The sequence below is a fragment of the Antribacter soli genome (assembly GCF_021568775.1).
Taxonomy (GTDB): domain Bacteria; phylum Actinomycetota; class Actinomycetes; order Actinomycetales; family Cellulomonadaceae; genus Antribacter; species Antribacter soli.
In genome coordinates this window covers 83,236-102,812 of record NZ_JAKGSG010000005.1, presented here as the reverse complement: position 1 = coordinate 102,812, position 19,577 = coordinate 83,236, and the positions used below count along the sequence as shown (strand labels likewise).

Below are 19,577 nucleotides of genomic sequence, written 5' to 3'. Positions count from 1 at the left end.
TCGGTTTCGCTTTGGAGTCTGGCCCGGGTGTTGGGTACAGTTGGGGCGCTCGCTGAACCACGCGGTACGCCGCAGTGGCGTCGGCGAGCGCGCCGCCTTAGCTCAGTCGGCAGAGCGTCTCACTCGTAATGAGAAGGTCGTGGGTTCGATTCCCACAGGCGGCTCGGTGCCAAAGCCCCGTCCCACCAGGTCGTTTGACCTGGCGGGACGGGGTTTTCGCTGTCAGCCAGAGGTGTCGGGAACCCGCTCAATCGGCACCCGTGCCCAGGAAGTGGCTCCGCTCCGGCAGCGGACTAGCGTTGCCGGCATGGCGACTCTCAAGGACGTGGTGTTCGACTGCCGCCACCCCGCCTCCCTGGCGCGGTTCTGGGCAACGGCCCTGGACGGCTACGACGTCGCGCCCTACGACGACGAAGAGTTGGCGCGCCTGCGCACCATGGGCGTCGACGACCCGGAGGACGACCCTTCCGTGCTGGTAGAAGCACCCGATGGCGGTGTCCCCCGACTGTTCTTCAACCGAGTTCCTGAGCCCAAGACGGTGAAGAACCGCCTGCATCTCGACCTGCGCGCCACCGATCGGGAGGCAGAGGTGGCGCGCCTGATCAGGGCCGGCGCCAGCGAGGTCGGCCGGCACGAGAGCTGGGTGGTGCTGGCAGACCCGGAGGGCAACGAGTTCTGCGTGTTCGCGGCGTAGGACCGCTCCCCGACCACGTGGCGGTCTGCTGCGATCACGCTGCGGGCACACCCTGCCATCGTCATGTCCGGGTGTCCCGCGCAGCACGAGCCGAGGCGCAGGTCATGCCTACAGCCGAGGGTCGACGGGCTCCGACTCGAGGGCGAGAACGGCGAACGCCATCTGGTGGACGCTCCACAGCGGCTCGCCCGCGACGAAACGCGTCAGCGCCTCAAGGCCAAGACCGTGCTCACGGCGCGCGAGGTTCCGCTTCCGGCCGAGCGCACGGTCACGCAAGACGTCGAGCGCGTCGGTGTAGTCGGGCCCGTAGATGATCCGCAGGTACTCGCGCCCGCGGACCTTGAGCCCAGGCTGGGAGCGGCCCGCGGCGGCCAAGGGCTTGACGACCATTCCCTCGCCACCCGATCCGGTCAGGTCGAGCCACCACTGGATGGCGTCTGCCTTCTGCTCCTCGGACGACAGGTCCACGAACCGGTGCCTGGTGTGAGTAATCAGCGGATCCGTCAGCCGGCCGATCGTCTCCAGGTGCCAGCGGTGCGACTCGGTCACCGCGAGCGAACGGCCCTCGGCAGCGAGGATCTGGAAGGGCGCGAGCGTGACGCCGCTGAGCCCCTCCGTCGGACGCACGTACGCCGCGTACGCCTGGCGGTAGGCCTCGGCGTTCGCCGTTCGTCGCATCACGCGGTCACCGAGCGCAGTGACGTCGAGCCCGCGCGCCGCTGCGGCGTCGATCAGGGCCGCGACTGCCGGCAAGGCTTCCCTCGCGGCGGCTCCGACCGACGCGTACTGGTCCCGGATCAAGGACATGGCCTTGGCCGACCAGGGCAGCAGCTCGCAGTCGAGCGCGAGCCAGTCGGTGTCCAGCTCCTCGAACAGGGGCGCGACTGCCGAACGCACCCGGTCGACGAGCGCGCCGCCGTCCGGGAAGAACGAACGCCCGGTCCGTGTGTACACCACGCCCGTTGTGCCGTCCGCGGCGCCGAACCGCTTCTCGGCAGCGATCTCGTCGCGCGCGATGACGGCGATCGCTCGTGAGCCCATGTGCTTCTCCTCGCACACGACCTCGGTCACGCCGGCGGCGGCGTACTCGGCGAAGGCCTGCTCGGGGTGCTCGAGGAAGCCCGGGCGCTTCGACGTCTGAGCGGGCGCCATCGTCGGCGGCAGATAGATCAGCCAGCGCGGGTCGACGGCGAAGCGGCTCATCACCTCCAGCGCCGCGGCAGCGTTCTCCTCCGGGATCTTGACCTTGCCGGCCGTCGCTGTCGTCAGCCACCGGGTCCCGATCACGTCGTCGATGGAGAACGCGGTCGGCTCCCGGTCGACGGCGCCGGCGAGCGGGCGGGCGGGCGCGTACCACTCGCGTTCGGCGGGGACCGCGACGATCTCGCGCGTCGGGTATCGCAGCGCGGTCAGGTGCCCGCCGAACACCACACCGGTGTCCAGGCAGATGGTGTTGTTGATCCACTCGGGTTCGAGGACCGGCGTGTGGCCGTACACGACGGTCGCCTCGCCCCGGTACTCGCGCGCCCAGGGGTAGCGGACGGGCAGGCCGTAGTCGTCGGTCTCACCGGTCGTGTCGCCGTAGAGCGCGAACGAGCGAACGCGACCGGAGGAACGGCCGTGGTACGCCTCCTTGAGGCCGGCGTGGGCGACGACGAGGCGACCGTCGTCGAGCACGAAGTGACTGATCAGGCCGTCCATGAACGCCCGGGCGGACGTGCGGAAGTCTTCCGGCTCACTGGCGAGCTGCTCCAGCGACTCGGCGAGACCGTGCTTGACCTGAACCTTGGCGCCCTTCATCGCGCGAACGAGCTTGGCTTCGTGGTTGCCCGAGACGCACAGCGCCGCGCCCGACGCGACCATCCCCATGACGAGCCGCAGCACTCCCGGTGTGTCGGGCCCGCGGTCGACGAGGTCGCCCACGAACACGGCGGTGCGACCTTCGGGGTGGCTGGCGTCGACGGCGTGCCCTGCGGCGTCGTACGTGATCGACCAGCCGAGCGTGCCCAGCAGCGTGCGCAGCTCTGAGGCGCATCCGTGCACGTCACCGATGATGTCGAACGGTCCGTGCAGGTCCCTGCGGTCGTTCCAGGGCCGTTCCCTGCTCAGCGAGACGTTCTCGATCTCCTCCACTCCACGCAGGACATGGACACGACGGAACCCCTCCTTCCTCATCCGGCCGAGGCTCCGGCGGAGGTCTCGCTGCTGCCGGGTGACGACCTGCGGGCCGAAGTCGCGTTCCGGACGCAGCCGGTTGCGCTCGACGGCGACAGACTCGGGGACGTCGAGCACGATCGCGTCGACGAGAACGTCGTGCTCCTTGGCCAGCTTGATCAGGGACGCACGAGCGGCCCCCTGGACGTTCGTCGCGTCGACGACGGTGAGAAGCCCGCGCCGCAGCCGGGTGCCGACGATGTAGTTGAGGACGTCGAAGGCGTCGGGGGTCGCGGCCTGGTCCGTCTCGTCGTCGGCGACGAGCGCACGGCAGAAGTCGCTCGAGATGACCTCGGTCGGCTTGAAGTGCCGTCGGCCGAAGGTCGACTTGCCGCTGCCGGATACTCCGACGAGCAGCACGAGTCCCATCGTGGGCACGCTGATCTGCGGGCGCGCAGTCGTCTCAGTCACGGAGGAACACCGCCATCTGCGTCGGGGTGCCACGCTCGGGGTCGACGTCGCCGATACCCCTGAACTGCGCCGTGTATCCGTGCACGGCCGCGACCCGGCCCGCCCACGACTCGAACTCCTGCCGGCTCCACTCGAAGCGATGGTCCGGGTGGCGCATACCGGTGAGCCCTTCGTAGTTTGCGTTGTACTCGACGTTCGGAGTGGTCACGAGCACCGCACCAGGCCTGGCTGCTCCGAAGACGACGCGTTCGAGAGCCGCGAGGCGCGGTGGATCGATGTGCTCCACGACCTCCATCAGCACCGCCGCGTCGAACCCGCTCAGCCGGGCGTCCTCATAGGTGAGGGCACCCTGGAAGAGGTGGACGCGGGAGGCCTGACGCTCGCCGAGCTGGTCGAGCCGGAGCCGCCGGGCAGCGATCTCCAGGGAGCGAGAGGACACGTCGACACCGGCGACCCGCGTGAACGACGGCTCGTGTACCAACCTGTGGAGAAACTGCCCAGGCCCGCATCCCAGGTCGATCACGGACTTCGCCCGGAGGTCGACAAGGGTCGAGAGCACGGCCTCGTGGCGCTGCGCGTTGAGCGACTCGCGGCGCTCGGCAGGCTGCGCGATCTCCTCTTCCTCAGCCGGTTCGAGTGCGTCCTCCGAGTCGTCCCCCAGCTCGGCGAGCCTGGTGAGCGCGGTGCGTGTCAGTGCGGACCTGCGCCCGAGGTACCGGCGGGCGATCAGCTCTCGCTCCGGGTGACTGGCCAGCCATCCTTCGCCGGAGCGCAGCAGCTTGTCGACCTCGTCGGTTCCCTGCCAGTAGTGCTTCGACTCGTCCATCACGGGCAGCAGGACGTGCAGCTGGTTGAGTGCGTCCGCGAGTCGCACCGTGCCCGTCAGGGTGAGCCTGACGTACCTCGAGGCGCCCCACTCCGGGAAGTGCTCGTCGAGCGCGACGGGCGTCGCGCTTACCTGCCAGCCGAGCGGTTCGAAGATCCGGTGCGCCGTCTTCGGACCGCCTCGGCAGGGCAGGACGGGAATCACGATCTCGAGCGGGATGGCCGAGTCGGCCACCTCCTGGCGCGTGTCGCAACGTCCGCTGCGGGCCGTGCTGAACACATCCGCAAGAGCGACCCCGAGCAGTGACGACGCAGCGTACGAACGGTCGTTGACGTACTGCGAGAGGCTGAAGTCCGGCGTGCGACCAGCCGACCGTGCCAGCCGGACGGGATCGATCTCGAGCAGCAGGGCGGCGGTGCACCGCTCGTCAGTGGCCTCCGGGTAGAACACCGTCGCGGTGCCGAAGGACTGCTTGAACTCCTGAACCCTGTCCGGGTGCTTGTACAGCAGGTAACCGAGGTCGGTGGCCGGCTGATGCGTCGTCGTCAGGGTCAGGAGCACGGAGGCCATTCTGCACTTCGCGGTGGGGCGGGGCACCGGGTTTATCCCCGGACGACGGTCCGGTCGGCGTCCGACCGGTCCGTCGATCTGTTCCCGCAGCGCGCACGACACACCCCCGGCCCGGGCGAACCCGGCCCGGGCGAACCCGGCCCGGACGGCCCGACCGACGTCGGCCACCAGGGCGGACGACCGAGCTACACGTGGCTCGCCCCCAGGTCGCGGCCGGTGACGGGCGGCACGCTGACATCCAGGCGGCGCCTCACGCCCCACCACAGCACCCCGACGACCACTGCCCCGACCAGGTACCAGAACAGGTCGGGCGCGTTGAACGTCGTGCCGAAGACAAGGCGGGCGAGCGCGCTCTGCTGCGCCAGGTCTGCTGGGACGCCCGTGAGCTGGAACAGCTCGATCGTGGCGCTCACGCCGAATGCGAGGACAGCGGCTCGCACAGGGCGCGTCCGCGGCGAGACCAGCAGCACGAGCCAGAAGACCAGCACCGTGTACAACGCGTCCCCGGCGTACTTCGCGACGTCTCCGTCGAGCGCGGCGCGCGCGCCCAGTCCCGCGGCCAGCGTGACCGCGGCTGCCCCGGCCGGGATCAGCCGGGTGCGGCTCGCCGACAACACGGGGGTCTCGTCCCGCGTCGTCTCGTCCCGCGTCGTCTCGTCCCGCGTCGTCTCGTCCCGCGTCGTCTCGTCCCGCGTCGTCTCTTCCTGCTCAGTCACGCCGTGAATCCTGCCGCATCCGCGGCGGTGCGCAGATCCGTGACGAACGCAGCGAGGGCGTCGCCCCACTCCGGGCGGCCGCGGACGCGCAGCAGCGCGGACGGGTGCGTGGTGAGCAGGACCGAGGCCGGCGTGCCAGGCAGCACCTGCCCACAGCTCGCAGCCGCGGCAGGCGTGGGCAGCCTCGGCGAGGCCCGCGACGTCGGCCCCGGGCGGCACCCACTCCTGCGCCCCGGGCCTGTGCTGTGGTCCGGTCGGCACGCGTCGAGCATCCGCCGGGCCGCGGCGAGCCGCACGCGGGGCCGCCGCCGGGCCACGGCCTGCGCCGGGCGGCTAACCTCGTGTTCCATGTGGAACTTCGGCCGGCGCAAGCCCGTCACCTATCTGCTCGGCGAGCCAGTCGAGGACTATCCCGCGATCGCCCCGGAGGTGCTGCGCGGGCACCCGCTGCGCATCACGGAGATCGGCGAGCCGGTGCTGCACTCGCCCACGCGCAAGGTCACGGAGTTCTCCACGCCGCAGCTCGCGCGCCTGATCGACGACATGTTCACCACGATGGAGGTCGCCGAGGGCGTCGGCCTCGCGGCCACCCAGGTGGGCTCCGACCTGCGAGTATTCGTCTACGACCTCACTGACGAGCAGGGCGACCGGCACGTCGGCGCGATCGTGAACCCCGAGCTGGAGATGGACCTCGAGGCCGAGCCGGAGACCGAGGACGAGGGCTGCCTGTCGGTCCCGGGGGCGTACGAGCCGCTCGAGCGGCCGGGCGGTGCGACGGTGCGCGGCGTCGACCAGTACGGGGCGCCCGTGCAGCTCGCGGCCACGGGGTACCTGGCGCGGTGCTTCATCCACGAGACGCAGCACCTCGACGGCACCCTCTACTGGGACCACCTCACCCCCGAGCTCCAGGCTGACGCGTTGCGTCAGCGGGACGAGAACCGCGCGAACATCCTCGCGGGGCGGCACGAGATCGCGATCGAGCTCGAGAAGACGCCCGCGGAGTACCCGGAGCAGCCGCCCGGCAAGTAGCGACCGGCGACGTTCAGAGCCCGGCGACCCAGTCCGCCACGGCCCGGGCGACGTCGGCGTCACGCCCGCGCAGGTCGTGCGCGCCGGGCAGGTGGACGACCGTGACCGGACCGGGGATCGCGGCGACGTGCTCTGCGAGCTCGTCAGGGGTCGCGAACGGGTCCGTGGTGCCGGACACGAAGAGCACCGGGACGTCCAGGCCGCCGAAGTGCTCCACGCGGAGCTTCTCCGGCTTGCCCGGCGGGTGAAGCGGGTAGCTGAGCAGCACCAGCCCGGCCGCGGGCATGCCCTCGGCGACCGCCATGGAGCACATCCGCCCGCCGAACGAGCGCCCGCCGAGGAGCAGGCTCCCGGTGGGGACGCCGAGCTCGGCCGCCCACGCCTTCGCCTCCTCGACAAGGTGCGCGACGGCGACGGGTGGCCGGTCCGGCATCCGGCGTCCGGCGATCCGGTAGGGGAAGTCGACACGGCGGACGGGTAGCGGCGGCCTCGCCGCGGCGAGCGTCTCCTCGACGGTCACAAGGGTGTGATGGTCGCGGTCCGCCCCGGCACCCGGCGTGAGGAGCAGCCCGGCCGGGCCGGTCGTCCGTGTCATGGGGCCAGTCTGCGTCAGGAGCCCGGGATCAGCGGGGGCGACGGTTCAGCAGGACCAGGCCGCCACCGGCCGCGGCGAGCAGGCCGCCGGCGAGCGCCGCGAGCCAGCCCAGGCCTGTGGGACCGGAGCCGCCGATGTCGTCGACCAGCGGGCCGCCCCCGTCGGCCTCGGCCCGCCCGGCCACCAGCGGGTCCTGGGCTTCCGGCTCGGGGACCGGGGGCAGCGGGCTCAGCGACACCTCGGGGGAGGGCGTCGGGGTCGGCGACGGCGAGGGGCTCGGCGTGGGCGTGGGCGACGTATTCGCGGGCTGAGTGGTGGGTGCCGCGGGCGGGGGACTGGTCGGTGCGGGGGGCGGCGCCGCGGCGGACGGCGGCGGCGTGGGGCTAGGGCTCTCGGTGGTGGGCGTGGGGCTGGGCGCGCTCTGGGCGCACTTGTAGCCCTTGATGCCGTTGCTCCAGGCCGCCCAGTCGCCGGCCCGCTCGACCCTCACGGCAGCCACGCAGTAGGCCCCCGGGTACGCCGACGCCGCCTCGGTGAACGCCGCGTAGCCGCCGTCGGTGTCGTGGCGGCTGAGCGAGCGGCTGTAGTAGCCGAGCCCGTTGCCCTTGGGGTCCGTGATCCAGTACTCGACCGTCGCGTTCTCGGCGTCCGAGTCGAAGGTCACGCCCTCGGCGGTGACCTCGATCAGCCGGCCGGCAGCCGCCGGCTGTGCCGTGACGGTCCCCGCGGCGACGATCAGCACGCCGACCAGAACGGCTCGGAGGAGCGGCGCGGCGGGGGTCTTCACGGGGCGTGATCCTACCGCCGCCCTCCCAGCCCCTGTCTTGCTCCGGGGCGGAGTTCACCCCTCCGCGCGCACGACCGTGACGGGGCTCGCCGCGTAGTCGAGCACCTGCCGGCTGACCGAGCCGAGGAGCAGGCGGTCGAACCCGCCGAGCCCCCGGTTGCCGACGACGATGCGCTCCGCGCCGGCCGCGGCGTTGAGGAGCGTCTCCGCGGCGTTGCCGTGCAGAACCCTGCGCACCACACGCTCGTCAGGCAGCGGCAGGGCCGCCTGCGCCACGCACGCGTCGAGCGCGCCGGCTGCGAACTTCTCGTAGTCCTCGATCGGCGGCGCCCAGCCCCAGCTGCCCGGCAGCGGCGCGAGGGTCGTGATCTGCCACGCGAACACCACGTCGAGGACGCCGCCGATCCGGGCCGCCGCCTCCGCGCCGTGGTGCAGGGCCGCGATGCTCGGGGGCGAGGTGTCCACACCGACCAGGACGCGCGGCGGGCCGGTCTCGGTGGGCGACCCGCCGGCGTCGGGCACGGTCTTCTCCGCTCTGCGCACCACCGTGACGGGGCGCGTCGCGTGCTCCACCACCGTGGACGACACGGAACCCAGCACGAGGCGGCCCATCCGGCCGACGCCGCGCCGGCCGAGGACCAGCAGGTCGGCGTCGTCCTGCGCCGCGAGCAGCGCGTCCGCCGCGGGCCCCTCGGCGAGCCGCGCCTGCGCGGGCACGCTGATGCCGGTGCGCCGCAGCGCCAGGTCGAGGATGGTCAGCGCCTCCTCGCGCTTGCGCTCCACGAGCTGGGCATACTGCGCGGGCTCCGGCGCCCGGTTCCCGGGCTGCCACGCCATCACCGCGGTGAGGGACACCTCTCGGGACGCGGCCTCGGCGAGGGCCCAGTCGAGGGCCTGCTCGGACTCCGCCGAGCCGTTCACACCGACGACGACTCCTGTCATGCGCGTCCACCAGCCTTCCGCATCGTAGGCACTGCGAGGTGGGTCAGAACCGCGGCCCGTCGTCGCCGTGCAGCAGGTTCCGGATCGGGCGCGTGACGATGTCGACCCGGTCGACCAGGTCCCCCGGACCCGTGACGACCAGGGCGCGGTCCGACGTCGGCGCGTAGACCGCCGTGATGCCGCGCACGGTGACCCGCAGGGACTCACGCTCCATGCCGTCCACCCGGAAGGCGCTCGTCTCGCACGGCACCTCGTCCACCTCGGCGACGATCGCCCGCATCGCCGTGCGGTAGTCCTGGTAGGCCTCCGCGAAGTCCGTCGGCTCGGGCGTCTCCGAGTCGACGTCGGCGTGGAGGGGCGCGGCGAGCGCTCCGCTGCACGCCGCGCGCACGATGTCCTCCACCTGCTCGGCCTCCGCCGGGATGCGCAGCGTCTCGACCTCCACCGACTCGCCGGAGAAGGTGCGGTAGGCGCGCAGGAAGCGCTCCTCGGTCGGGTCCTGGCCGTCGGCGACGCCGGTGACGGTCTCTTCCTCGAGGTCGAGGCCCCAGGTCAGCGGGTCGTGCACCTCGCCCACCACGCCGGAGAACCGGGCGAAGCGCGCGACGATCTGCTCCCAGGACTCGGGCGACTCCTCCGGCATCTGTGACCTCCCGGGGGCTCGTGGGGCGGGCGCTCGTGCGGTCCTCGGCATTGAGCCTGCCTTGTGCAGCGCCCGGGGTCAACGACCGGCGCGCGGTCCGTCCGTCCGGGGTCGTCCGACCCGGCGTGCCGGGCCCGGCACGCCCGCCTCGGGGCGGTCCTGGCGGGGATCGTCACGCCCCTGGCGAACAAAGGCATGAGTCGGCCCATCGGCGCGTTGGGAGCGCATAGAGTCGATGCGGTCAGGCCTGGTACGCCGGTACAAGGTAACGCCGCTCGTGAGGGAGCAGCACATGTTCGAGAGATTTACGGATCGAGCCCGTCGGGTCGTCGTCCTCGCCCAAGAAGAGGCGCGGATGCTCAACCACAACTACATCGGGACCGAGCACATCCTCCTCGGCCTCATCCACGAGGGTGAGGGCGTGGCCGCCAAGGCCCTGGAGTCGCTCGGCATCTCGCTGGACGGCGTGCGTACCCAGGTCACCGAGATCATTGGTGAGGGTCAGCAGGCTCCCAGCGGCCACATCCCGTTCACCCCGCGCGCGAAGAAGGTGCTGGAGCTGTCGCTCCGCGAGGCGCTGCAGCTCGGCCACAACTACATCGGCACCGAGCACATCCTCCTCGGCCTCATCCGCGAGGGCGAGGGCGTCGCGGCGCAGGTGCTCACCAAGATGGGCGCGGACCTGAACAAGGTGCGCCAGCAGGTCATCCAGCTCCTCTCCGGCTACCAGGGCAAGGAGCCCGTCGCGACGGGCGGCCCGCAGGAGGGCCAGCCGGCAGGTTCGGCCGTGCTCGACCAGTTCGGCCGGAACCTCACCCAGGCCGCGCGCGAGGGCAAGCTCGACCCCGTCATCGGGCGCACGCAGGAGATCGAGCGGGTCATGCAGGTGCTGTCCCGCCGCACCAAGAACAACCCGGTGCTGATCGGCGAGCCCGGCGTCGGCAAGACGGCCGTCGTGGAGGGCCTCGCGCAGGACATCGTGCGCGGGGACGTCCCGGAGACGCTCAAGGACAAGCAGCTCTACACGCTGGACCTGGGCGCCCTGGTGGCCGGCTCCCGCTACCGCGGTGACTTCGAGGAGCGCCTGAAGAAGGTCCTCAAGGAGATCCGCACCCGCGGCGACATCATCCTGTTCATCGACGAGATCCACACCCTCGTCGGGGCGGGCGCAGCCGAGGGCGCGATCGACGCGGCGTCGATCCTCAAGCCGATGCTGGCCCGCGGCGAGCTGCAGACAATCGGTGCGACCACCCTCGACGAGTACCGCAAGTACGTCGAGAAGGACCCGGCCCTGGAGCGCCGCTTCCAGCCGATCCAGGTGGCCGAGCCGTCGCTCGAGCATGCCATCGAGATCCTCAAGGGCCTGCGCGACCGCTACGAGGCGCACCACCGCGTGTCCATCACGGACTCCGCGCTGGTCTCTGCGGCGACGCTCGCGGACCGGTACATCAACGACCGGTTCCTCCCCGACAAGGCGATCGACCTGATCGACGAGGCCGGCGCCCGCCTGCGGATCCGTCGCATGACGGCGCCGCCGGAGCTCAAGGTGCTCGACGAGAAGATCGCCGAGGCGCGCCGCGAGAAGGAGTCCGCGATCGACGAGCAGGACTTCGAGAAGGCCGCTGGCCTGCGCGACAAGGAGAAGCAGCTCACCCAGCTCCGGGCCGACAAGGAGAAGGCCTGGAAGTCGGGCGACCTCGACTCCGTCGCGGAGGTGGACGAGGAGCTGATCGCCGAGGTGCTGGCGATGTCCACGGGCATCCCGGTCATCAAGCTCACCGAGGAGGAGTCCGCGCGCCTGCTCCACATGGAGGAGGAGCTGCACAAGCGCGTCGTCGGTCAGGAGACCGCGATCAAGGCGCTGTCGCAGGCCATCCGCCGCACGCGGGCGGGCCTCAAGGACCCCAAGCGCCCCGGCGGGTCGTTCATCTTCGCCGGGCCGACGGGCGTCGGCAAGACCGAGCTGGCCAAGGCGCTCGCCGAGTTCCTCTTCGGTGACGAGGACGCGCTGATCCAGCTCGACATGTCGGAGTTCTCGGAGAAGCACACGGTCTCGCGGCTGTTCGGATCGCCTCCCGGGTACGTCGGCTACGACGAGGGCGGCCAGCTCACGGAGAAGGTGCGGCGCAAGCCGTTCTCCGTGGTCCTGTTCGACGAGGTGGAGAAGGCCCACGCGGACATCTTCAACTCGCTGCTGCAGGTCCTCGAGGACGGCCGGCTCACCGACTCGCAGGGCCGGGTGGTCGACTTCAAGAACACCGTGATCATCATGACCACGAACCTCGGCACGCGGGACATCGCCAAGGGCCTCCAGACCGGCTTCAACGCCGGCGGCGACCTGGTGACGTCGTACGAGCGCATGAAGGCGAAGGTCAACGACGAGCTCAAGCAGCACTTCCGGCCTGAGTTCCTCAACCGCGTCGACGACACGATCGTGTTCCCGCAGCTGTCGCAGGACGAGATCGTGCAGATCGTCGACCTCGAGATCGCCAAGCTGGACAAGCGCCTGCGCGACAAGGACATGGGCATCGAGCTCACGCCCGCCGCGAAGGGCCTGCTCGCCGAGAAGGGTTACGACCCGGTCCTCGGTGCGCGCCCCCTCAAGCGTGCGATCCAGCGCGAGATCGAGGACGTGCTGAGCGAGAAGATCCTGTTCGGCGACCTGAAGCCGGGCCAGCTCATCGTGGTGGACGGCGACGGCGAGGGCATCCTCGGGGAGTTCAGCTTCCGCGGGGTTCCCAAGCCGCGGGGCGCCCGCACGCCGGCCGAGCCGCAGGCTGTTCCCGCGGGCGCGGGCCTCGCGCCTCGCGACGTCCCGCCGACGGGCGAGCTCGCCGCCGGCGCGGAGTAGCCGCACGCGGTACCCGCCTACCTGGGTGCCCGACGACCAAGGGGTCACCTTCCATCCGGAAGGTGACCCCTTCGTCGTCCCACCGGACCGGCTGTGTCTGTCTCAGAGCGTGAGAACTTCCGGGAAACGGTCGCCGGGTCTCGATCTGCGACGTACGTTGCGCGGCATGTCGCCGTTCACGCACCGACCGTCCCGGTCCGAGGTCGCCGCGCCGCCGCGCGCGTCCCGTCCGTGGTGCCTGTGCGGCTGTCCGTGCCGGCCCTGTTGCCGCTGACGCCGTAGCGCGACCGGACCCCCCGCAGAACCTCCCGCAGTGCTTGCCGTCGCGGCCCCGCCGCGCCGGTCTGCCGCACCCCGATTCTCCGACGATGGGACGACCCATGCTCAAGACCAGGCGTTTTGCCCCCGTTTATACCGATCTACTCCGCGCTGGGGTCGCGGTAGCCGCCGTGGCCCTCCTGGCGGCCGGCTGCGGCGGCAGCGCCGAAGCCGGCACCGACGGTGACGCGCTCACCGCCGCCGACGCGCTCCCGACCGAGGTCCCCGCCGGAACGACGCTCATCGTCGGTGACCCGACGACGCAGAAGGCGTTCGAGCTCGCGGGCGACGACATCGACAGCGACTTCTCGTTCGAGGTCGAGTGGGCCAACATCTCGGGCGGTCCTGCCACGACCGAGGCGTTCCGGGCCGGCTCGCTGGACGTGGGATCCGTCGCCGAGATCCCTGCGATCCACGCGACGTGGACCGGGCTCGACGTGCAGATCGTCGCATCCGTGTTCCGCGAGAACTGGCAGGACGCCCCCATCTACGAGTTCGCCGGGGCACCAGGCGTCGAGCTCGACGACCTGGAGGACCTCCGCGGGCACCGCATCGCGTTCAGCCCTGGCCAGGCCCAGGGCGCGATCGTCCTGCGGGCGCTGCAGGCGGCCGGCCTGACGAAGGACGACGTCGAGCTGGTCGAGCTGCCGGCCACGGGCGACGTCTACGTGACCGCGCTGGCGGCGGGTGAGGTGGACATCGCCCCGCTCGGCGGCACCCAGCTCTACCGGTACCTCTCGAGCTACGGCGCCGACGGCGCCACGTCCGTCAAGCACCACCTGCGCGACGACGCGAGCCACCTGTACTCGCCGACCGAGGTCGTCGAGGACCCGGCGAAGGCCGCAGCTCTGCGCGAGTACGTCGCCGCCTGGGCCGCGGCGAAGATCTGGGTCGCCGAGCACCCCGACATCTGGAAGGAGAAGTACTACGTCGAGGACCAGGGACTGAGCGACCAGGACGCCCAGTACCTCATCGACCACGCGGCGGTGCCGGACGTCCCCTCCGACCTGAGCGAGACGATCGCCCGCACGCAGGACACGGTCGACCTGCTCGCCGCCGAGCTCGACCAGCCGGTCCTCGACGCGGCCGACCTGTTCGACGAGCGCTTCGGCCCCGTCGCAGGCGAGGCGGCGCAGGCCGAGGCTGCCGGGAGCGGCAGGTGAGCGCCCTCGTCGCGCAGCGGGCGGGGGTCTTCGCGACCACCCCGCGAGCCGCTGCCACCGTTGCCCTGCCTGACGCGCGCCCGTCCGGGGTACGGCTGGGACTCGGCCGGCCGGTGCCGTTCGCCGCCGCCGTGGGCGTCACGCTGCTGCTCGTCCTGTGGACCGCCGGCTCGGCGATCGGGTTCATCGACCCACGCGTGCTCAGCGCGCCCTGGACCGTCGTCACGACGGGGGCCGAGCTCGTCGCGGACGGCCGGCTCGGCGAGCACCTGACCGTGTCCCTCACGCGCGCGGCGCTCGGTCTCGTGACGGGGACCGCCGCCGGCGTCGTCCTGGCACTCGTCGCGGGGCTCAGCCGGGTCGGCGACGCGGTCCTCGACGGGCCGATCCAGGTCAAGCGCGCCATCCCCAGCCTGGCCCTCCTGCCGCTGCTCATCCTGTGGTTCGGGATCGGTGAGGAGATGAAGGTGATCACGATCGCGCTGGGTGTCTTCGTGCCCGTCTACCTGCACACGCACAACGGGCTGCGCGCGATCGACAGCCGGTACGTCGAGCTCGCCGAGACCGTCCGGCTCTCGCGGTGGCAGTTCGTCGCCAGGGTCGTCCTGCCCGGGGCCCTGCCCGGGTTCCTCCTCGGGCTCCGCTTCGCCGTCACCGGGTCGATGCTCGCGCTCGTCGTCGTCGAGCAGGTCAACGCGACCGCCGGCATCGGCTACATGATGGAGCTCGCGCGCACCTACGGGCAGACGGAGATCATCCTCGTCGGGCTGGTCGTCTACGGCGTCCTCGGCTACTCAGCGGACCTCGCCGTCCGCCTGCTGCAGAGGAGGACGCTCGCATGGCGGCGCACGCTGGAGGGCTGACGGCGACGGACGCACCGGCCCGCGGTGCCGTCGTCGTCCGCGACCTGGTCCGTGCCTACGGCGAGCGGACCGTCCTCGACCACCTCGACCTCGGGCTGGCCCCCGGCGAGTTCGTCGCGATCCTCGGGCGCTCCGGCTCGGGCAAGAGCACCCTGCTGCGGGCCCTCGCGGGGCTCGACCACGACGTCGACGGGTCCGGCGAGGTGGTCGTGCCCGACCAGGTGTCCGTGGTCTTCCAGGACTCGCGGCTGCTGCCCTGGGCGCGCGTGCTCGACAACGTCGTGCTCGGGCTCGACGGGCCGCAGGCCGACGCCCGCGCCGCCGGGCGGGCGGCGCTGGTCGAGGTGGGGCTGGCCGGGCGGGAGCGCGCGTGGCCGAACGAGCTGTCGGGCGGCGAGCAGCAGCGCGTGTCGCTCGCCCGCTCGCTCGTGCGCTCGCCCCGGCTGCTGCTCGCGGACGAGCCGTTCGGCGCGCTCGACGCCCTGACCCGTACCCGCATGCACGCGCTCCTGCGCGACCTGCTGACCCGGCACGGGCCGACCGTGCTCATGGTGACCCACGACGTCGACGAGGCGATCGTCCTCGCCGACCGGGTCGTCGTCCTCGATGCCGGGCGCATCGCGCTCGAGCGCCGCATCGACCTCGCCGAGCCGCGTGACGGCTCCGATCCCAGCTTCGCCCGCATCCGCTCCGAGCTGCTGGACGCGCTCGGCGTCGACCGGAAGGACACCACCGCATGACCACCGACCACCGCCCCGGGCGGCTCAACCTCAACGCGTTCCTCATGAGCACCGGTCACCACGAGGCGTCGTGGCGCCTCCCGGAGAGCGCCCCGGACGCCGTCTCGACGAACATCGCCTACCTGCAGCGCCTCGCGCAGATCGCCGAGTCGGGCAAGCTCGACTCGATCTTCTTCGCCGACGGTCCCGGCCTGCAGTCCGACGTCGGGCGCCGGCCAGCCGGGTCGCTCGACCCGCTGATCGTGCTCACGGCGATCGCCGGCGTGACGGAGCGGATCGGCCTCATCGCGACGGCGTCGACCACCTACAACTCGCCGTACAACCTCGCCCGGCGCTTCGCGTCGATCGACCACGTGTCCGGCGGGCGGGCCGGCTGGAACGTCGTGACCACGGCCGGGCCGGACATCGCGCGGAACTTCGGGCTCGACGAGCAGCCTGCGCACGCCGCGCGCTACGAGCGGGCGGCCGAGTTCCTCGAGGTCGCCTTCAAGCTCTGGGACTCGTGGGAGGACGATGCGATCCTCGCAGACAAGGCCGCCGGGGTCTGGGCGGACGCGACGAAGATCCACCGTCCGGAGCACGCCGGGAAGCACTTCTCGGTGCACGGGGCGCTCACCACGCCCCGCTCGCCGCAGGCGCGCCCGCTCGTCGTGCAGGCCGGCTCGTCCGACGACGGCAAGGACCTCGCCGCGCGGTACGCCGAGGCCGTGTTCACCGCGCACCAGACGCTCGGCGACGCCCAGGCGTTCTACGCCGACCTCAAGGCGCGGGCCGCGGCCGTGGGGCGTGACCCGGAGACCGTGAGGATCCTGCCCGGGATCGTCCCGGTGATCGGGGCCACCGAGGAGGAGGCCCTCGCCAAGGAGCGCGAGCTCGACGAGCTCATCGTCCCCGAGTACGCCCGCGCGCAGCTCGCGAAGACCCTGCGGCTGGCGCCCGAGGACCTGCCGCTCGACCGCGAGCTGCCGGCCGACCTGCCGAGCGAGGACGAGATCGAGGGCGCCAAGAGCCGGTACACGCTCATCGTGTCGCTCGCCCGGCGCGAGGGGCTCACCGTGCGCCAGCTCATCGGCCGGCTCGGCGGCGGCCGCGGCCACCGGACGTTCGCCGGCACGCCCGAGCAGGTCGCCGACGCGCTGCAGCAGTGGTACGACGCCGAGGCCGCCGACGGGTTCAACATCATGCCCGCGGTGCTGCCGTCGGGGCTGGAGCAGTTCGTCGACCAGGTCCTCCCGATCCTGCGCGAGCGGGGCCTGTTCCGCACCGAGTACGAGGGCACGACCCTGCGCGAGCACTACGGGCTCGCGCGCCCCGCCAACCTCCACACCCTCGCCGCCCTGGGAGCCCACGTATGACCGCCTACCGCCCGCTCGGACGCACCGGCGTCCAGGTCTCCCCACTCACGCTCGGCGCGATGAACGTCGGCGCCTGGGGCAACCCGGACCACGACGAGTCGGTCGCGATCATCCAAGCGGCGCTCGACGCCGGGATCAACGTCGTGGCGCCGCCCCACCCGTACCGCTCCACCGAGCAGGCCACCGAGCAGGCATGGGCCGACGCCGAGGCGCGGGTCGCCCGGATGGCGCAGGGCGGCGGGCGGCGGGCCCGGACGACCGCCGGTGGCGGGCCGCCGTCGGCCAGCAGCGCCTGCTCGACCTGGCCGCCCGGGGCGACGTCCTCGACGACATCCTGTACACCGCCCCGGGGCGAGCCGGCGGGGGCGGCGCCGGGACGACCTGGCTGGTGGGGACCGCCGAGGAGGTGGCAAGGGCGCTGGCCAAGTACGAGGACCTCGGGATCACGCACTTCGTGCTCTCGGACACTCCGTACCTCCCGGAGATCCGCCGGCAGGGCGAGCAGCTCCTCCCGCTGCTGCGGCCCACCCGGTCGATGGCACGATGACCCCATGGTCTCGACGAAGAACCCGAAGAGCATCCTGTTCATCGGCGGCAGCGGCGTCATCAGCTCCGCGAGCGTCGCGAGGGCGGTGCGGCTCGGGCACCGGGTGACCGTCCTCAACCGCGGGACGTCGACGACGCGCCCGCTCCCCGAGGAGGTCGAGACCCTCGTCGCGGACGCAGGTGACGGGCAGGCGGTGGCTGCGGCGGTGGGCGCCCGTGAGTTCGACGTGGTGGCGCAGTTCCGCGCCTTCACGCCCGACCACGTGGCGCGCGACGTCGCGCAGTTCGCGGGCCGTACGGGCCAGTACGTGTTCATCTCGTCGGCGTCGGCCTACCAGACGCCGCCGTCGCGCCTCCCCGTCACCGAGTCGACGCCGCTGCGAAACCCGTTCTGGCAGTACTCGCGCGACAAGATCGCGTGCGAGGACCTGCTCGTCCGCGAGCTGCGCGAGAACGGCTTCCCGGCGACCATCGTGCGGCCCTCGCACACCTACGACCGCACGCTCGTGCCGACGACGGGCGGGTGGACGGACGTCGCGCGGATGCGTGCCGGCAAGCCCGTCGTCGTCCACGGCGACGGCACGTCCCTGTGGACGCTGACGCACACGGAGGACTTCGCGGTCGGCTTCGTGGGGCTGCTCGGCAACCCGCTCGCCGTCGGCGACACCTTCCACATCACCGGCACCCACGCGCCCACGTGGGACCAGATCTACACCTGGCTGGGGCACGCGGCGGGCGTGGAGCCCGAGCTGGTGCACGTCGCCTCCGAGACGATCGCGCGGGCGTTGCCCGACGTCGGCTCCGGCCTCCTGGGCGACAAGGCCCACTCCATGGTGTTCGACCTCTCCAAGATCCGGTCGCTCGTGCCCGAGCACGGCCCCACGATCACCTACGACCAGGGCGCGGCCGAGCAGGTCGCGTGGTTCGACGCGCACCCAGGGGCGCAGGTCGTGGACGAGGCGCTGGACGCGGCGTTCGACCGGCTGGTGGAGCACGCCCGGAGCGTCTGACCGGGTCAGTGACGCGGCGGCGGCGCTGTCGACTCCCGCACGACCAGCTCCGTCGCGAGCGACAGGCGCCGTACCTGCGGCGCCCGCCCGGCGATGAGGTCGAAGAGGATGCGTGTGGCGGCGGCGCCCATCTCCGCGAGCGGCTGCCGCACGGTCGTCAGGGCGGGACCCACCCAGGACGCGAGCGGCAGGTCGTCGTAGCCGACGACGGACAGGTCGTCGGGCACGCGCAGCCCCAGCTCGCGCGCGGCGCGGAGCACGCCGAGCGCCTGCATGTCGGAGCCCGCGAAGATCGCGGTGGGCCGGTCGGGGCGGGAGAGCAGGTCGAGGCCGTGCTCGTAGCCCGCCTCGACGTAGAAGTTGCCCGTTCGCACGAGGCCCGGCTCGAACGTCACGCCCGCCTCCTCGTGCGCCGAGCGGAAGCCGTCGACGCGCGCCCGGCTGCACAGCATGTCGGAGGGCCCCGTGATCGCGGCGACCCGGCGGTGGCCGAGCGAGAGCAGGTGCCGGGTGGCGACGAGCCCGCCGTTCCAGTTGTCCGACCCGACGGAGGGGACGTCGGCCGGGGGCTCGCCGTCGGTGTCGATGACGACGTACGGGATGGAGCGCCGGTCGAGGAGCTGGTGCTGCGCGGGCGTGAGGTTGGCCGCGACGAGCAGCACGCCGAGCGGCGGCCTCGCGATCGTGGCGTCGAGCCACGTCTGCGGCGGCCGGTGCTCGCCGCTGAGCCCCGAGAGGATGACGCTGGTGCGCGACTGGGCGGCGGTGTCCTCGACGCCGCGGATGATCTCCATGGACCAGGCGGAGCCGAGGCGGTGGAAGACCAGGTCGATGAGGCCGGTCCCGGCAGGCACCACGCCGGAGCGGCGCCGCCGGTAGTGGTGCCGCTCGAGCGCCTCCTCGACGCGCTCCCGCGTGCTCGGGGCGACGTCGCCGCGCCCGTTGAGGACCTTGGACACCGTCGGCACAGACACGCCCAGCTCCTGCGCGATCTCCTTGATCGTGACCCCGCCACGAGTGGTGCCTGACGCCGCCTCCGCAGGCTCGGTGCCGGGAGCGGTGCTCACCTCGGTCATCTCCATGCCTTCCGTAAGTTTCGTGATGACCGTACACCCGCGGACGGGTCCTGTTCGGCGGGATCGGGGACCCAGGCAGGTGAAACGGCCTTCGATATCGTTTTGTAACCCGCCAGCGCTGGTAGTTGCTTGACGTAACTTCGCCTCTAACCCTAATGTCCGAAGCATCAGGTATCGGTCTAACGACCGATAGTTTCGGAACTTCCACGATGGCGTGGGGGGTCCCGC

The 19,577-nt window shown here is 71.9% G+C and carries 18 protein-coding genes and 1 tRNA gene; 10 read left to right on the top strand and 9 right to left on the bottom strand.

The window, feature by feature from the left end; all coding sequences use genetic code 11:
• Positions 1-91: 91 nt before the first annotated feature.
• Positions 92-164, top strand: a tRNA-Thr gene (locus L1785_RS00985).
• A 143-nt stretch (positions 165-307) separates the two neighbouring features.
• Entirely contained in the window at positions 308-694 is a 387-nt protein-coding gene (locus tag L1785_RS00980; RefSeq protein ID WP_236087243.1) for a VOC family protein, read from the top strand.
• A 108-nt stretch (positions 695-802) separates the two neighbouring features.
• Here L1785_RS00980 and L1785_RS00975 read toward each other — a convergent pair whose 3' ends face one another.
• From L1785_RS00975 to L1785_RS00960, 4 genes are all read right to left on the bottom strand, one after another.
• Entirely contained in the window at positions 803-3,319 is a 2,517-nt protein-coding gene (locus L1785_RS00975; protein ID WP_308113220.1) for a polynucleotide kinase-phosphatase, read from the bottom strand.
• The gene (locus tag L1785_RS00970) at positions 3,312-4,706 is read right to left on the bottom strand and encodes a 3' terminal RNA ribose 2'-O-methyltransferase Hen1 (RefSeq protein ID WP_236087242.1); all 1,395 of its coding nucleotides are present in this window, start codon (positions 4,704-4,706) and stop codon (positions 3,312-3,314) included. Before L1785_RS00970 ends, L1785_RS00975 begins: the two co-directional genes overlap by 8 nt.
• Positions 4,707-4,900: 194 nt before the next feature.
• Positions 4,901-5,431: a ribosomal maturation YjgA family protein gene (locus tag L1785_RS00965; RefSeq protein WP_236087241.1), complete on the bottom strand. Its 531-nt coding sequence runs from the start codon at positions 5,429-5,431 to the stop codon at positions 4,901-4,903.
• On the bottom strand, positions 5,428-5,577 hold the full coding sequence (locus tag L1785_RS00960; RefSeq protein ID WP_236087240.1) for a hypothetical protein: 150 nt from the start codon (positions 5,575-5,577) through the stop codon (positions 5,428-5,430). Before L1785_RS00960 ends, L1785_RS00965 begins: the two co-directional genes overlap by 4 nt.
• 202 nt (positions 5,578-5,779) lie before the next feature.
• On the opposite strand from L1785_RS00960, the gene def reads away from it, so the two are divergent.
• Complete coding sequence (gene def, locus L1785_RS00955; protein ID WP_236087239.1) at positions 5,780-6,460, top strand: peptide deformylase; 681 nt, start codon at positions 5,780-5,782, stop codon at positions 6,458-6,460.
• 13 nt (positions 6,461-6,473) lie between these two features.
• Here def and L1785_RS00950 read toward each other — a convergent pair whose 3' ends face one another.
• Genes L1785_RS00950 through L1785_RS00935 form a run of 4 tightly spaced genes read right to left on the bottom strand, consistent with a single transcriptional unit; the run spans position 6,474 to position 9,427 of the window.
• Positions 6,474-7,055 carry an alpha/beta hydrolase family protein gene (locus tag L1785_RS00950; RefSeq protein ID WP_236087238.1) on the bottom strand — a complete coding sequence of 194 codons (582 nt, stop codon included), beginning with the start codon at positions 7,053-7,055 and terminating at the stop codon, positions 6,474-6,476.
• A gap of 28 nt (positions 7,056-7,083) precedes the next feature.
• Positions 7,084-7,842, bottom strand: coding sequence for a hypothetical protein (locus L1785_RS00945; protein ID WP_236087237.1), 759 nt, complete (start codon positions 7,840-7,842; stop codon positions 7,084-7,086).
• A 54-nt stretch (positions 7,843-7,896) separates the two neighbouring features.
• Positions 7,897-8,784, bottom strand: a complete 888-nt coding sequence (locus tag L1785_RS00940; RefSeq protein ID WP_236087236.1) for a universal stress protein — start codon at positions 8,782-8,784, stop codon at positions 7,897-7,899.
• A 43-nt stretch (positions 8,785-8,827) separates the two neighbouring features.
• Positions 8,828-9,427 carry a hypothetical protein gene (locus L1785_RS00935; RefSeq protein ID WP_236087235.1) on the bottom strand — a complete coding sequence of 200 codons (600 nt, stop codon included), beginning with the start codon at positions 9,425-9,427 and terminating at the stop codon, positions 8,828-8,830.
• Between the two features lie 292 nt (positions 9,428-9,719).
• Here L1785_RS00935 and L1785_RS00930 point away from each other — a divergent pair, with 292 nt between their 5' ends.
• The 7 genes from L1785_RS00930 (at position 9,720) to L1785_RS00895 (ending at position 18,273) form a co-directional block, all read left to right on the top strand.
• Positions 9,720-12,278, top strand: a complete 2,559-nt coding sequence (locus L1785_RS00930) for an ATP-dependent Clp protease ATP-binding subunit (protein ID WP_236087234.1) — start codon at positions 9,720-9,722, stop codon at positions 12,276-12,278.
• A 449-nt stretch (positions 12,279-12,727) separates the two neighbouring features.
• On the top strand, positions 12,728-13,759 hold the full coding sequence (locus L1785_RS00925) for an ABC transporter substrate-binding protein (RefSeq protein ID WP_236087233.1): 1,032 nt from the start codon (positions 12,728-12,730) through the stop codon (positions 13,757-13,759).
• The gene (locus tag L1785_RS00920) at positions 13,756-14,622 is read left to right on the top strand and encodes an ABC transporter permease (protein WP_372461768.1); all 867 of its coding nucleotides are present in this window, start codon (positions 13,756-13,758) and stop codon (positions 14,620-14,622) included. Before L1785_RS00925 ends, L1785_RS00920 begins: the two co-directional genes overlap by 4 nt.
• Positions 14,598-15,362 (top strand): ABC transporter ATP-binding protein, encoded by a 765-nt coding sequence (locus L1785_RS00915; protein ID WP_236087232.1) that lies wholly within the window; start codon positions 14,598-14,600, stop codon positions 15,360-15,362. The genes L1785_RS00920 and L1785_RS00915 overlap by 25 nt, the downstream gene beginning before the upstream one ends.
• Positions 15,359-16,717, top strand: coding sequence for an LLM class flavin-dependent oxidoreductase (locus tag L1785_RS00910; RefSeq protein ID WP_236087231.1), 1,359 nt, complete (start codon positions 15,359-15,361; stop codon positions 16,715-16,717). Before L1785_RS00915 ends, L1785_RS00910 begins: the two co-directional genes overlap by 4 nt.
• 193 nt (positions 16,718-16,910) lie before the next feature.
• Complete coding sequence (locus L1785_RS00900) at positions 16,911-17,264, top strand: hypothetical protein (protein WP_236087345.1); 354 nt, start codon at positions 16,911-16,913, stop codon at positions 17,262-17,264.
• 4 nt (positions 17,265-17,268) lie between these two features.
• On the top strand, positions 17,269-18,273 hold the full coding sequence (locus L1785_RS00895; RefSeq protein ID WP_236087332.1) for an NAD-dependent epimerase/dehydratase family protein: 1,005 nt from the start codon (positions 17,269-17,271) through the stop codon (positions 18,271-18,273).
• Between the two features lie 5 nt (positions 18,274-18,278).
• Here the strand turns inward: L1785_RS00895 and L1785_RS00890 are convergent, their stop codons facing one another.
• Complete coding sequence (locus L1785_RS00890) at positions 18,279-19,355, bottom strand: LacI family DNA-binding transcriptional regulator (RefSeq protein WP_372461767.1); 1,077 nt, start codon at positions 19,353-19,355, stop codon at positions 18,279-18,281.
• Between the last annotated feature and the right edge of the window lie 222 nt (positions 19,356-19,577).

What these genes read in the sequence shown, in the direction of transcription:
- def (WP_236087239.1), top strand. Translation starts at nt 5,780, where the DNA reads ATGTGGAACTTCGGCCGGCGCAAGCCCGTCACCTATCTGCTCGGCGAG.
- L1785_RS00890 (WP_372461767.1), bottom strand. Translation starts at nt 19,355, where the DNA reads ATGGAGATGACCGAGGTGAGCACCGCTCCCGGCACCGAGCCTGCGGAG.
- L1785_RS00950 (WP_236087238.1), bottom strand. Translation starts at nt 7,055, where the DNA reads ATGACACGGACGACCGGCCCGGCCGGGCTGCTCCTCACGCCGGGTGCC.
- L1785_RS00915 (WP_236087232.1), top strand. Translation starts at nt 14,598, where the DNA reads ATGGCGGCGCACGCTGGAGGGCTGACGGCGACGGACGCACCGGCCCGC.
- L1785_RS00910 (WP_236087231.1), top strand. Translation starts at nt 15,359, where the DNA reads ATGACCACCGACCACCGCCCCGGGCGGCTCAACCTCAACGCGTTCCTC.
- L1785_RS00935 (WP_236087235.1), bottom strand. Translation starts at nt 9,427, where the DNA reads ATGCCGGAGGAGTCGCCCGAGTCCTGGGAGCAGATCGTCGCGCGCTTC.
- L1785_RS00895 (WP_236087332.1), top strand. Translation starts at nt 17,269, where the DNA reads ATGGTCTCGACGAAGAACCCGAAGAGCATCCTGTTCATCGGCGGCAGC.
- L1785_RS00900 (WP_236087345.1), top strand. Translation starts at nt 16,911, where the DNA reads ATGGGCCGACGCCGAGGCGCGGGTCGCCCGGATGGCGCAGGGCGGCGG.
- L1785_RS00930 (WP_236087234.1), top strand. Translation starts at nt 9,720, where the DNA reads ATGTTCGAGAGATTTACGGATCGAGCCCGTCGGGTCGTCGTCCTCGCC.
- L1785_RS00980 (WP_236087243.1), top strand. Translation starts at nt 308, where the DNA reads ATGGCGACTCTCAAGGACGTGGTGTTCGACTGCCGCCACCCCGCCTCC.
- L1785_RS00940 (WP_236087236.1), bottom strand. Translation starts at nt 8,784, where the DNA reads ATGACAGGAGTCGTCGTCGGTGTGAACGGCTCGGCGGAGTCCGAGCAG.